Origin of the sequence: Vibrio sp. 10N.222.47.A9, from assembly GCF_963872585.1 — a bacterium.
In the GTDB taxonomy this organism is placed as follows: Bacteria; Pseudomonadota; Gammaproteobacteria; order Enterobacterales; family Vibrionaceae; genus Vibrio; species Vibrio splendidus.
This window is the reverse complement of the sequence record NZ_CAWNBB010000046.1, coordinates 89784-102434: the sequence shown is the minus strand read 5'-3', so window position 1 is coordinate 102434 and position 12651 is coordinate 89784. Positions and strand designations below refer to the sequence as shown.

Here is a 12651-nt window from a genome sequence, read left to right as displayed (position 1 = left end):
ATGACTCCAACTCTTTATATTTGATGAGCCAGCATTGTATGGTTTTTTATTGCTGCCTATAATCGAAATGAATTCCACCTATCTGTGAGAAAAAATCACACATGAGACATTTGAAAGCATTTCATATTTTCCACGTAGCAGCGCATTCGAGCAGTTACAGTGATGCGGCGGATAAACTCAATATCACACATGGCGCAGTGAGTAAGCAGATCAAGGTATTGGAAAATCACTTATCCCAAGTTTTGTTCTACAAACAGGGCAGGAATGTGTGTCTCACCAAAGAGGGGGAATTACTCAAAGATTACACAGAGCAAGCGTTCCAAGCCTTGGAGACTGGAGTCCATAAGCTTAATCAGCTGAATCATCAAGCGTTGGAAGTCTCATGCGAACCCACATTGACCATGCGTTGGTTAATGCCTCGACTCGGTGATTTCTATAACGAATCCGGAATTGATGTTCGCTTGTCTACCGCAGGTGGGCCTGTGACATTAGGCGCAACTGGATTAGATATGGCAATTCGCCGAGACGACTTCAACGTAACCGAGCACTACAAACAGATTCCGTTAGTCGAAGAATGGGTTGGCCCTGTGTTCTCGCCTGATTATTGGCAACAGGTCAAAGACAAGCTAGCCGATGTGAAATTATTGCACAGCAGCACGCGACTAAACGCTTGGAGCCACTGGGCATCCATCACCAAAGATAGTGAATTTGATAGCCGAATGGTGTCGCAAGCTATTTCAAGCCAGACATTTGCACACTTCTATTTTTGCTTTCAAGCGGCCGTTGATGGGCTAGGAGCAGCTCTTGGTTCTTATCCATTAGTGGTTGATGATTTGAACAGAGGCAACTTAATCGCACCGTTTGGCTTTGTACCTTCCGGTCATCAGTACATATTGCTCACACAAGATGACAACTGCGATGAGCCAGAAAGTCCGTTTGTGGTTTGGCTGAAGAATGAGTTATCGCAGTGTGTTCCAACCTTATAGGAACGATAGTCTCCGACCTAGAAGTTGGCTTGTCTTATGTCAGACTCTAGTTCGTTTTGGATACAAAGTTTTTGGCAAGTTCATGGGGCGGAACACCAAAAGTTTTCTTAAAGGCGCTGGTGAAGTTAGAAGGGTGCTGATAACCCGCCTCATAGGCCGCTTCGGTTATTGAAACCAAGCCACGCTCTAAGTGTTGGCGCGCGATATCCAGACGTCGGTACCGGATATAGCCGTTAATAGTCAGGTTGTAAGATTGCTTAAATCGACGCTGAAGATTGGAAATGCTCATCGAGAACTTACTCGCGATGCTTTCAAGGCTGAGTTGTTGATCTAGGTTGATTTCAATGTAGCTGATGATGTCTTCAATCTTGGCATCGAAACTCTTTGATGTACTGGCCATATAAAGGTTTACACTCGAGTTTGTATTGTGTGAGGTGATGACTGGATCTGTGCTCTCTGTATTTGTGAGGTCGTCATCGGAAGTACATAGCTGACAACATTGAATCGGCATTTGCGACAGGGTTTTAGCGAGCAATTGTTGGGTGAGCGTTTCGACTACTAACTTGTCTTGGAAGTTGGTTGGTGTGGCTTGGCTGGTAAGTGCGTTCGTGAGTTGAATGATGTCAGCGTTAATCTTTACGTTGTAAAACGCCTTATGTGAATCGAGGAATGATTTGCTAGAACAGTGGTCACTTAAACGAGGCTCGACCCATTGCGGCTTAACCAAGATGTTGATCTTATTTATCTTATTACCTTGGATTAAAGAGCGCCTAAAGTTGGCAGGCTTGGCAAGGTTCACCACCACACCTTGTGGCCCTGTACTGGCATCGAGATCGAACTCGAGATCGTCGTAACCAAAGGTGAGCTTTCCCTCAAGAAGAATCGTAATCAGGATGGCGGAGTGGGCGGTCGATACGATGTTGCTGTCGACTAATTCAACACAACGACCGCCATGTACAAAAATCTGGTCATTGTATTGGTAAGAAAGGAATTTCCCCTCAGCAAGTGACGTTTGCTTGGTTTGGCCTTGCGTCACGATGATCTGCTTTTCCGTCTGTTCTAGTTTTTTGGTCAGGGCTATTTTCTTAGTTAATGTCGATTTTTTGGCGATTACATTTGCTTTTGCCACAGCAGTTTCGGCAAGTTTAGTCTGCTTTGATGTTACTTCACCCATTTGACCGTTCCTCATAACATCTGTGCGTTTTTGCATAAGCAAATCATCTGTGCATTTATAAATTACAACTCTATCATATTTGAGAATTATTATCATTTACATCTAGGATTGAATTTATGGAAAGCCCCGTCAGCTCAACAATCAAGCTTTCAGCCCTCTGTATTGCTATTGCCAGCGCATTTAGCAGCCCTGTAACTGCAGAAGAGGACACATCGCACTTTGATGAAGTCGTGGTGTGGGGAACGAGAGTATCAAGCAACACTGAATCGATCATTGCCGATGACATGTCACTCAAGCAAGCTGACCATATGTCAGATCTGCTGCGTGAAATCCCTGGTGTTGATGTTGGGGGAACGCACTCGGTCAACCAACGAATTACTATTCGTGGCTTGAGTGAAACTGACTTAGATATTCGATTGGATGGTGCTTCTCAACACGCAAATATGTTCCACCATATCGGTAACTTAACCCTAAACCCAGACATCTTGAAGTCGGCGGATATTCAAGTGGGTAATAACTCGGTGACGCAAAGTGGGTTAGGTGGCTCAGTACTGTTTGAAACCAAAGATGCCAAAGACCTGCTTCGTTACGACGAGAGTTTTGGTGCTCGTGTTTATGGCGGTTACGCAACCAACGCAAGCCAGCAAGGTTCACTCACTGTGTATGGTTTGTTGTCAGATAACGTCGATGCCATGCTTTACAGTCATTACATGAGTCGTGATAACTTCGAAGACGGCGCCGGTAATGAAACCTTTGGGTCAGAAGGCGATGTTTACAACATTCTCGGTAAGATTGGTTTTGAGCCAAGTGAGTTACACCGTTTTGAACTCTCTTATGATCTGTATCGCGATAGTGGTGATTACAGCCCGCGTCCAGATATGTCAGGTGGTGCGAATGAAGGCTTGTCTAGCGACATCCTGATTCCAACAGATTATGACCGTGACACTATTACGGCAAGTTATGAGCTACGTGGCGAAAGTCATCAAGGTAACGTCACTCTGTACAACACAGAGACCGAGATTCAGCGTGATGAAAGTGTTATGGCACCGCGTTGGCCATCGAACCGCTTATCTAACAATACGGCGAAAAACCAAAACTTTGGCCTGAATGCTAAGTTCCAATCGGACTATCGCTTGATGTCGTTTGATAATATCGCGACTTATGGCTTTGACTACATGGACAAGTCATCGAGCAGCTATTACGGCAGCAGTAAGTTTATGGATGAGTCAGCAATTTCTACCGCACTTTTTGTTGAAGACCAGTTCTACTTTACTCAAGCCTTTTCGATCACTGCAGGTGTTCGTTTTGATGATTACCAGCGTAAAGCCGAAACAGGAAACGATGACTTTGACGACGTAACATGGTCGTTGGCAACGCAATGGGATGTGACCCAAGATTGGACGCTGTTCGCGAGCACCCGTTCGCTGTTCAAAGGACCCGAGTTGATGGAGACCTTTATTGCTTACCAAGACGCAGCGTTCTTAGCTGACGACATTAAGGCTGAAACAGGGCAGAACACCCAAGGTGGTGTGCGCTTCGATAAACGTTTAGATAATCACTTTATTGGCGCAAACCTAACTGTATTCCAAACCAATATCGATGATTACATTGCCGAAGAGTATCAGCCCGCAAACCAGAGTTACTTGATTTACAACTTAGGTGATGTCGAGATAAAGGGTTTTGAGGCGAGCTTGTCTTATGGTTACGAGATGTTTAACAGCAAGCTTTCTTATGCTCGTTCAGATACTAAAAACAAAGACACAGGCGGCGCTGTCGCGGGTGGCAATGGACGCAGTATTGATATGGGCGACAGCATCACGTTAACACTGGACTATCAATCTGAAGCTTTGGAAACGATTTTTGGTTGGAATTCAATGTTTGTTAAAGACGAAGACAATGTATTCGATGGTCAGCCGATCAAAGAAAGCTATGACGTTCATAACCTGTATGCTCAGTGGGTGCCATCAAATGTGGATGGATTGTCTGTCACCTTTGGTATTGATAACGTGTTTGATGAGCAATACACCTCACACGCGTCTCGTTCGGGTACAGCAAGAGGCTTTACCTTGGATGACTATGAACCAGGTCGTAACTACAAGCTTTCCGCTGCGTATCAGTTCTAGAGAAGGTTCTAGTTCTCAGGGTTGGTTAGCGCAATAAACTGGCGGTCGTAGGGATCCGCAAAGGTTATTGACCAAAACTGAAGCTAGTCCTTTAAGTCGATCGTTTAAAGCATTCATTTAAGTCATTCTTTTAACTGATTACTTTTAGTGATTACTTTAGGTGGCTAGTGAAAAGAAAAACGCCTTTCGAGCTCTTAAGCAAGAAAGGCGCTTTTGCCTTGTTCGTTATTGTGGGAGTCATTCAATAGGCAAAGACAGCACACCGCCATTGAGTTCGACTTGCTTTAGCCATTCGGTTGGAATTTCGCCATCTTCTTCGTAGAAACACGCCGCTAATACCGCGCCAATTACAATCGCACGCCCGCAGCTGTCACCACCACATAATATGTTGTCTCGAATACCTTGTTTAAAGCTCTGGGCCCCCGCAATGATGCGAATCAGCAAGGGAAATGCGGCACTCAGTTCACAATGCAGTCCGAACTTCTTCGCGGCATCTGTTATTGAAAGCTCAGGTTCAGCCAGTGCTTCATCGATTTGATCGTGTATAAACTTGCTGCAGGTTTGTCGTACCATTTCTACCGACTGCAATGGAGAGTTGCCTTGAATTGCCGCTTGAACCAATAGGGTGATGGCTTGCGCCCACTCCACTGCTTTGTCGTTATTGTTAGTGACTCGCACCGCACTTTCTACCATGGCTGGCAAAGTGTGAGAGGTGTAAGTACACGCCACCAATGGGATGATCTTTGAGACTGCGGGAAGTTGCGTATCGTCTGCGCCACAGGCAGTAATCGGGGCGTCCTCTAGTTCTAATTGATGGATGTTCAACAAGCTCATGCGCGTTGCTTTATCAATGTAGCCTTGCCAACTGCCGCCAAAATCAAACCAGAAGCGGAAATGTTGAATATAGTTCGCTTCATCGTATTTTTGGTTTTCGACTAAGCTGTCGACCATCGCCAATAACTGAGCACCATATTGCGATTGCTCGCCTGCGGTTTTACCTTGGTGCGCAAAGTAGCCTTTGTCTTGATAATCGAACCGATTCGGTGAGCGAAATTCAGGCTCAAAACCAGCCACGTGTAAGATCCTCTCTTGGTCATACAGCCAGTGCAGCCCCATTGAAGCGGCGTCTCCAACCAATGCGCCAACAACGGCGTAAAAAGCTCTTTCTTTATGATTGTCCATGTTGAGTGATGTCCTTGAGAAGAATCAACGTAGTTCGATACTTTAAGTATAGTGATTAGGCGAGCATTTTGCTGTGTTTCTAATAAGAAATATGAAGGGATAAATCCTGATTGGTCAATAGCTTAAACCAATCAGGTGAAATTGATAAGGGCGATGAATAGTCTGGTGAATTCGTATTTTTGATTGGTGGTGTTATTGATGGTTGAGATAGGCACTAGAGCGCTGCTCAATCACTTTGAAAAGACGTGAAAGCGCAAAGCACAAAGCAAAATATACGAAGCCAACAATGAGCCAGATCTCAAAGATCAAACCTGAAGAGTTTGCCATCTCAGTACCAACAAACGTCATCTCTTGGATAGAAATCAGAGACACAATCGACGTGTCTTTAACCAAGGAGATTGCTTGGCCAGCCAAAGGTGGTGTGATAGCCGTTAATACCTGTGGACCGACAACAAATCGATACTTAGACAACGCAGACAAGCCGAGCGAATCGGCCGCTTCCCATTGGCCTTTAGGAATACCTTCTAAGCCAGCTCTAATCACTTCAGCAATATAAGCAGAAGAGAGCAAGCCAATACAGATAACACCAGACGCCAAGTTTTCCCAAAGGTTAGCTGGGCCGAGCAGGAAATCTTGAACAGCGTTGATCTCGCCATTGTGTTCACGCAAGATTCTTTCTAAACCAAGTAATGGAATCAGTTGGTTAGAAACGAAGAAATAGAATATGAAGACAAACACCAGTGGCGGAATATTTCGAACCAACTGAATGAAAATCAGTGCCGGTGTTTTGAAAAAAGCGATCTTTGAGTGTCTTGCCACACCTAACAATGTGCCAAAAGAGAGTGCTAACACCATACTCCATAAACTTAAGCGCAGCGTTGCGATCAAGCCTTGGAAAAAATAGGGAATACTGCCTTGAGAAGGTGGAATGAAAATCAGGGTAAACGCATCTTCCCAGCGCCATTGGTAGTTAATACCAACAGCAGAACGATAATAAAGCCAGCCTGCAAACACACACATGACAGCGAGTAACACGCCATCCAAAAGGTTAAGGCGTTGATACCAAGGCTTCATATGAACGTTGGGCTTAGGTGTTGTCAATGCGCTAGTACTACTCACGTCATTCCTGTTTAAACAATAATAATTAGTAGGCTGTTTTGTTGAGTTTTAGATCATCAATAAAGCGAATCAAGTTGCCGAATCGAGGCAGTGCAGACAACGCACTGCCTCGATTCACCAGCAAAAGTTCTGATTACTGACCTTGAGCAATCTGGTCTTGCCAATCTAGAGTAGAGAACCAGTACTCGTAACGCTCTTTCAACCAACCGTCTTCAGTACGTGCTTTGATCCATTCGTTGAAGAATTCTGCCTTGTCAGTTTCACCTAGGCGAACTGCAAATGCTTCGTTACCTTTTGATAGACGCTCTTCAAATGGAATAAATAGCGTGTCTGCGTTTTTGATCGTTTCGTGTTCTGGTTTCGGGCTAGACGCAATAACCGCGTGTGCGTTGCCGTTCAACACTTCTTGGAATGCTTGAGCATCGTCATCGAACTGTAGAACTTTCGCCTTAGGGAAGGTTTCACGAGCGACTTGAACCGTGAATGCTCCACGACGTGCTGCAATTTTTACACGGCGAGAATCAAAATCAGAGATCTGAGTAAAACCTTCCGCTAGCTCTTTATTAGCCGCCAGTTGAACGCCAGAGTGCGAGTAAGGTTCAGTGAACAATACGCTTTTAGCACGAGCTTCAGTGATAGACATACCGCCGATGATTACATCAAATTTTTTCGATAATAGAGAAGGGATAATACCGTCCCATGCCGTAGGTACAAATTCGACTTTCCAACCAGAGTCTTCGGCAAGGCGTTTCGCCACGTCGATTTCAAAGCCAACGAGATCGCCTTGTTTGTTACGCATCGCCCAAGGAACAAATGTCGACATACCAACGCGCAGTGAGCCACGTTCGTTGATTTTATCGAGGTTAGGCGTTTCAGAAGCAAGTGCAGGCAAACTTACGGCAAGCGCAAGTAGGGCTGTAATCGCGGTTTTAAATAGCTTCATGCTGATAAATCCTTATTGTGTTCGCCAGTTAGCCCCGAGCTTATGCTCAAGCCAAGCAGCAACGGCAGAAAGTGAAAGTGTAAGAGCAAGATAAATGATCGCCACAGAGAACCAAATCTCGAATGGCATCGCGGTTTCAGAAACGATGTTTCTGGCTTCAGTCGTCAGGTCAAAAATAGCCATGACACTTACAATTGAAGAGTTTTTAATAAGAGAGATCACTTCATTAGTCAAAGGTGGCAAGGTACGTTGCACCACCTGAGGAAGAATCACATCCCAGTAAGTATAGGTCTTTGATAAGCCCAAGGATTGAGCTGCTTCAAATTGTCCTCTCGCAATACCATTTAAACCAGCACGAAATATCTCGGCGGTGTAAGCGCCTTGGAAAAGTGCCAAGGCTAAAACGGCAGTACTAAAGCGATCGAGCCCTAATACGGGGCCAAATACAAAATAGAGCAAATAAATTTGTACTAATAACGGCGTGTTACGAATCAACTCAACATAGCTGGTGGCTAAGGTGCGTCCAACCACCGAATTTGAGTTTCTCAATAGTGCTGTCGTTAAACCAATGATCAGCGTAGCAACCAAAGAAATCAAAGAGATATTGATGGTAACCAGTAGCCCTTCAACTAATTCTGCAGGCCACCATTCACCATCTTCATAGAAAGCAATATAGTCCGGCACACGCTCCCATTGCCAGCTGTATCCCATGGTTTGTGCACCAGAGTCGAGAATCCAAACAACAGCAGCCACCAGTACAACAATCTGTACCAAAGCAGATAGGGCGGGTTTAATAATTCGAATCAACATCAATAAGTCAGGATCTGATTTAGGAACGCTTGAGTACGTTCATGTTGAGGGTTTTCAAAGAGCGCTTGTGGCGTATTCGATTCCACAATTTGTCCTTCATCCATGAAGATAACGCGGTCGGCCACTTGTTTCGCAAAGCCCATTTCGTGTGTCACACACACCATGGTGATACCTTCGCTCGCCAGTTCAACCATCACGTCGAGCACTTCGTTGATCATCTCAGGATCAAGCGCTGAAGTCGGTTCATCAAAAAGCAGTAATTCAGGCTTCATGCACAGCGAACGGGCGATAGCTACACGTTGTTGCTGACCGCCAGAAAGTTGCACTGGGTATTTGTTGGCTTGTTCAGCGATGTGTACGCGCTCGAGATAGTGCATTGCAATCTTCTCAGCTTCTCGTTTGCTTTTTTTCAGCGTACGAATCGGCGACAGAGTCAGGTTTTCGAGCACGGTAAGATGGGGGAATAAATGAAAATGCTGAAACACCATTCCGACTTGGCCAGGTGTGTTGAATTTACTCGGAAGCACTTGTTCTAACACGCAAAGCTCGCCACTTTCGAAAGGTTCTAGCTGATTGATACAACGGATTAAGGTTGATTTACCCGAACCTGATGGCCCGCAAATCACCACTATCTCTCCTTGTTCAATATTTAAATCGATATCCTTTAGGGCATGAAAATCACCATACCACTTGTTAAGTGACTTAAACTTAACCATTTCCTTGAGATTGTTCAAATCGTTGTTCATACCTAGTAAAGAGACAGGTTTACCTTACCAATATAGAAATCTGAATGCACATAAAATTAAGGACTTATGAGAATTTAATAGCATCTTGTAGGGCAAATTAAAAAGCAGCGCCCAAAATGAACGCTGCTTTGTTTGTACGAAAGAAATAAGTAATGGGTTCAGTCAGATGTAAAAAATCATTTTTTTGTGGTCATTGTCTTTGCTTTCTCTCTACTTTAGCAATTCTTAGTGAATCGCAGACTCTAAAATCTCACGCGTTTTCTCTGGCGTGATTGCTTGGTTTTCGCCAAGTTGCAGGTAACCGTGTGATTCAAGTTGAGCAACAACGTTGTCGATTGCTGCCGCTTTCGTTGCTTCGTAACCGTCGAACATGGTTGGAACGTCTAGGCTGTGGTAGAAGGCTTCGATTGCCGCGATTGTACGCTCGGCTAAATCAGCACCCGCTTCTAGGCCAAATACGTTACGACCCATTTGCTCTAGCTTGCCGCGCTTCGCTTCGATTTGGTTACGAAGTAGTGAAGGTTGAACAATCGCAAGAGAACGCGCGTGGTCTACGTGCCAAAGCGCAGTGAATTCATGGCCAATCATGTGTGTTGCCCAATCTTGAGGAACGCCAGTACCAATCAGGCCGTTAAGCGCTTGGTTTGCAGTCCACATTAGGTTTGCACGCCATGCGTCGTTGTCACGCTCGTCGTATTGCTTACCCAGTACAAGTAAGTTCTTAAGCAGTGTTTCTGCGTAACCGTCTTGAACCATCGCGTCTGTTGGCATTGTGATGTATTGCTCACATACGTGAACCCACGCATCAACTAGACCGTTGATCAGTTGGCGCTCTGGCAGAGACTTCATTACATCTGGGTCCATAACCGCAAACTTAGGCTGTACCGCAGGGTTCATGAATGCCAGTTTCTCTTGAGTCTCTTTACGAGTGATTACCGCACCCATGTTAGATTCAGAACCTGTCGCAGGAAGTGTCAGTACCGCACCAATAGGAGTTGCTTCAGTTACTTGGTGTTTACCCGCTAGGATATCCCAACCGTCGCCGTCGTATTTAGCCGCTGCAGCAACGTACTTAGAACCGTCGATTACTGAACCACCGCCAACAGCGATAATGAACTCTACGTTTTCTTCTTTAACAAGAGCGACGGCTTTATCTAGCGTCTCTTTCGTTGGGTTAGCTTCAACACCAGCGAACTCAATCCAAGCGTGATCCTTGAGAGAAGCGACAACTTGGTCGTAAACACCGTTGCTTTTGATTGAACCGCCACCGTAGATGACTAGTACTTTCTTCGAAGTATCAACCGCTTGGCTGATAGCGTTGATTTGGCCTTGGCCGAAGTGGATAACTGTAGGGTTAACATAAGTGAATTGCATTAGAGATTCCTTGTGTAAAGCTCAATTTGTTATTTTATTTGATTGATCAATTTCTATATTTGCATATTAGTACAGTAATCTAGGGTGATGAAGAACTGATCCTCCAAATAAATTGCCTATTTCTACAAAATTGATATTCTTTCTCTGCTTTAGCTTACTTACTCTTAGCACTTGGAATGGAAAGTCGCCACTTATGAAAACACTCGCGCAGTTGTTACAGTCTTATGTAGAACACAAAGGTTGGGATGATCTTGAAGGGATCAGAGAAACTGAAATTGGTGGTGTGTGGTTGTATAGAAGCAGTGGCGGGAATCAGCGTCAGCCATTCACTTACCAGTCGGGTATTATCATGCTCGGGCAGGGCAAAAAGAACATCTACATTGGCGACAGACCCGTTACTTACGCTGCTGGTGATTATCTTGTGGTAGGCGTGCCAATGCCATTGGAGTGTGAAGCCTTGCCTGTAAATGGCGAACCATTGCTTGGTTTGTCGATAAGCATCGATTCTCAGCGCTTGCATAGCTTAGTCAAAAAGCTGGAAGACCAAGGCTTTCTAGAGAGCTACTGCAACAAGCACAAGCAGAATTCGAGCGGCTTAGAATCGGCGCCAATGGAAGAGCAAATGCTGGAGAGCTTTACTCGATTGGTCAAAACTCTACATTGTGACATTGAAGCCAACATATTGGGCGATGCCATGGTCAGCGAGATTGTCTACCGCGCATTAACAGGTTCAGAAGGGCGTGTGCTGTTTGATTTAGCTCATCATGACGGACACTATGCACGTGTCGCTAAAGCGCTGTCTAAAGTGCATGAAGAGTATGACCAAACCATCACTGTTCAATCGCTTGCCGACGAAGCCAACATGAGCGTGTCTGCCTTCCACAATGCATTCCGTAATGTCACCTTTGAATCACCTCTTCAATATTTGAAGAAGGTAAGACTCAACAAAGCTAAAGAATTGATTCAACTAGAAGGCCTTCGCATCAGCGATGCTGCTCGCCGAGTCGGCTACTCGAGCCCATCCCAATTCAGCCGCGAATTTAAGCGCCACTTCAATACTACTCCAAGAGCTGCTTAGCCTTTACTCAATATTTATGCTCCGAAACGTGCGGTATTTCATGTTGTGCGATATCACGTATATCTTTTGGTTGATCGAGAAGTATTTGTTTTATAAATATCTGTTTAGTCGTTGCTTTTCTCTCGTCAGGAAAGCTTAATTTATAGACATTTTCTAGGAGTTCTCTTGCTCGATTTATTGAAGAAAGTAGCATTAATTAATCTAACAGCAGCATTGGTTGTTTTAGCGCTATCTCAGGTTTTTCCTTTCTTTGCCACGACAAGAATCGTCGATTTCTTGTTTTTTGTGGTTATCGTCATTTGGGTTCTAGCCAAGTTAATGTGGGAAGGTGGTGTTCATAGTAAGACCACACGTCTTGATGACCCTATAACAGATAAAGTCTACAAAATGGTCGAAGGCCATGATTTTGATAAAGACCAACAAGAACACTACCGAATGAACTACCACACAGGGCTAGTGTTGTTCATCGCTGGTTTACCCGCTTTTATTGCTTGCTTTGTTCTTCAACTTCTTTGAGTTCCAGTAGAACAAATGAGTTGCAATGATACTTAATACTTGGAAAGTTTCGCCAGTAAGATATTGGCTGAGAAGGTAATGATGGAAGAGTATTTGGAACTAGATATGCTCACGTTGGAGTCAATTTCTAAAGCAGCTGGGTTTCCGATTGAAAGAGATGTTTATTTGGCATCACGTGCTGAATCAATTGAGCAGGGGTTGTTGTTTGAGTATCGTCGACAAGACAAATTAATTGGTTATGTAACGCTACGTGATTTGGGAGGTGGTCAGTGGTTTGTGCCTATGTTTGTGGTGCATCCAAACTATCGAAGTAAGGCGGCATTCCTTTTTTTGTTTCGTTCCATTGCCGATCAACTTAAAAACAACCACTCAACTGTTTTAGTGAGCAATGTCCTACGCCTCAATGAGTTATCGGTGCAGTTTCACAAGCACCTGGGGTTTGAGGTCACTCGTGAAAATCATTTAGGCTACGAATTTACGTTAGATTTAACACCTGAAGTAAAAGATAAGTGGTCTAACTTCTTAGGTATTCAACGCTGAAATTTTGAAATTTGGGGTGGCGTTTAGTGGATTGACTCTCCGGATACCACGAACGAGCAC

The 12651-nt window shown here is 44.5% G+C and carries 12 protein-coding genes; 5 read left to right on the top strand and 7 right to left on the bottom strand.

Annotated elements, in window-relative coordinates:
- Window positions 1-101: 101 nt before the first annotated feature.
- The gene (locus tag AACT19_RS14315; protein ID WP_076646875.1) at window positions 102-986 is read left to right on the top strand and encodes a LysR family transcriptional regulator; all 885 of its coding nucleotides are present in this window, start codon (window positions 102-104) and stop codon (window positions 984-986) included.
- A 46-nt stretch (window positions 987-1032) separates the two neighbouring features.
- Here the strand turns inward: AACT19_RS14315 and AACT19_RS14310 are convergent, their stop codons facing one another.
- Window positions 1033-2256 carry an AraC family transcriptional regulator gene (locus AACT19_RS14310; RefSeq protein ID WP_076646873.1) on the bottom strand — a complete coding sequence of 408 codons (1224 nt, stop codon included), beginning with the start codon at window positions 2254-2256 and terminating at the stop codon, window positions 1033-1035.
- 20 nt (window positions 2257-2276) lie between these two features.
- Here AACT19_RS14310 and AACT19_RS14305 point away from each other — a divergent pair, with 20 nt between their 5' ends.
- Complete coding sequence (locus AACT19_RS14305; RefSeq protein WP_076646871.1) at window positions 2277-4283, top strand: TonB-dependent siderophore receptor; 2007 nt, start codon at window positions 2277-2279, stop codon at window positions 4281-4283.
- Between the two features lie 237 nt (window positions 4284-4520).
- Here AACT19_RS14305 and AACT19_RS14300 read toward each other — a convergent pair whose 3' ends face one another.
- The 6 genes from AACT19_RS14300 to AACT19_RS14275 all read right to left on the bottom strand — a co-directional run bounded on the left by AACT19_RS14300 (window position 4521) and on the right by AACT19_RS14275 (window position 10457).
- Complete coding sequence (locus tag AACT19_RS14300) at window positions 4521-5465, bottom strand: ADP-ribosylglycohydrolase family protein (RefSeq protein ID WP_076646869.1); 945 nt, start codon at window positions 5463-5465, stop codon at window positions 4521-4523.
- Between the two features lie 192 nt (window positions 5466-5657).
- Window positions 5658-6584 (bottom strand): amino acid ABC transporter permease, encoded by a 927-nt coding sequence (locus AACT19_RS14295; RefSeq protein WP_076646868.1) that lies wholly within the window; start codon window positions 6582-6584, stop codon window positions 5658-5660.
- Between the two features lie 133 nt (window positions 6585-6717).
- Window positions 6718-7527, bottom strand: coding sequence for a transporter substrate-binding domain-containing protein (locus AACT19_RS14290; protein WP_012600468.1), 810 nt, complete (start codon window positions 7525-7527; stop codon window positions 6718-6720).
- Between the two features lie 12 nt (window positions 7528-7539).
- On the bottom strand, window positions 7540-8337 hold the full coding sequence (locus tag AACT19_RS14285) for an amino acid ABC transporter permease (protein WP_009845515.1): 798 nt from the start codon (window positions 8335-8337) through the stop codon (window positions 7540-7542).
- Window positions 8337-9083, bottom strand: coding sequence for an amino acid ABC transporter ATP-binding protein (locus AACT19_RS14280; protein WP_017078274.1), 747 nt, complete (start codon window positions 9081-9083; stop codon window positions 8337-8339). The genes AACT19_RS14285 and AACT19_RS14280 overlap by 1 nt, the downstream gene beginning before the upstream one ends.
- Before the next feature lie 225 nt (window positions 9084-9308).
- The gene (locus AACT19_RS14275) at window positions 9309-10457 is read right to left on the bottom strand and encodes an iron-containing alcohol dehydrogenase (protein ID WP_004731461.1); all 1149 of its coding nucleotides are present in this window, start codon (window positions 10455-10457) and stop codon (window positions 9309-9311) included.
- Between the two features lie 193 nt (window positions 10458-10650).
- Here AACT19_RS14275 and AACT19_RS14270 point away from each other — a divergent pair, with 193 nt between their 5' ends.
- The 3 genes from AACT19_RS14270 (at window position 10651) to AACT19_RS14260 (ending at window position 12591) form a co-directional block, all read left to right on the top strand.
- Entirely contained in the window at window positions 10651-11535 is an 885-nt protein-coding gene (locus AACT19_RS14270) for an AraC family transcriptional regulator (RefSeq protein ID WP_076646865.1), read from the top strand.
- 165 nt (window positions 11536-11700) lie between these two features.
- Window positions 11701-12051, top strand: a complete 351-nt coding sequence (locus AACT19_RS14265) for a hypothetical protein (RefSeq protein WP_076646863.1) — start codon at window positions 11701-11703, stop codon at window positions 12049-12051.
- Between the two features lie 78 nt (window positions 12052-12129).
- A complete protein-coding gene (locus AACT19_RS14260) occupies window positions 12130-12591 on the top strand; it encodes a GNAT family N-acetyltransferase (RefSeq protein ID WP_241904821.1) in 462 nt (153 codons plus the stop codon).
- Window positions 12592-12651: the final 60 nt, after the last annotated feature.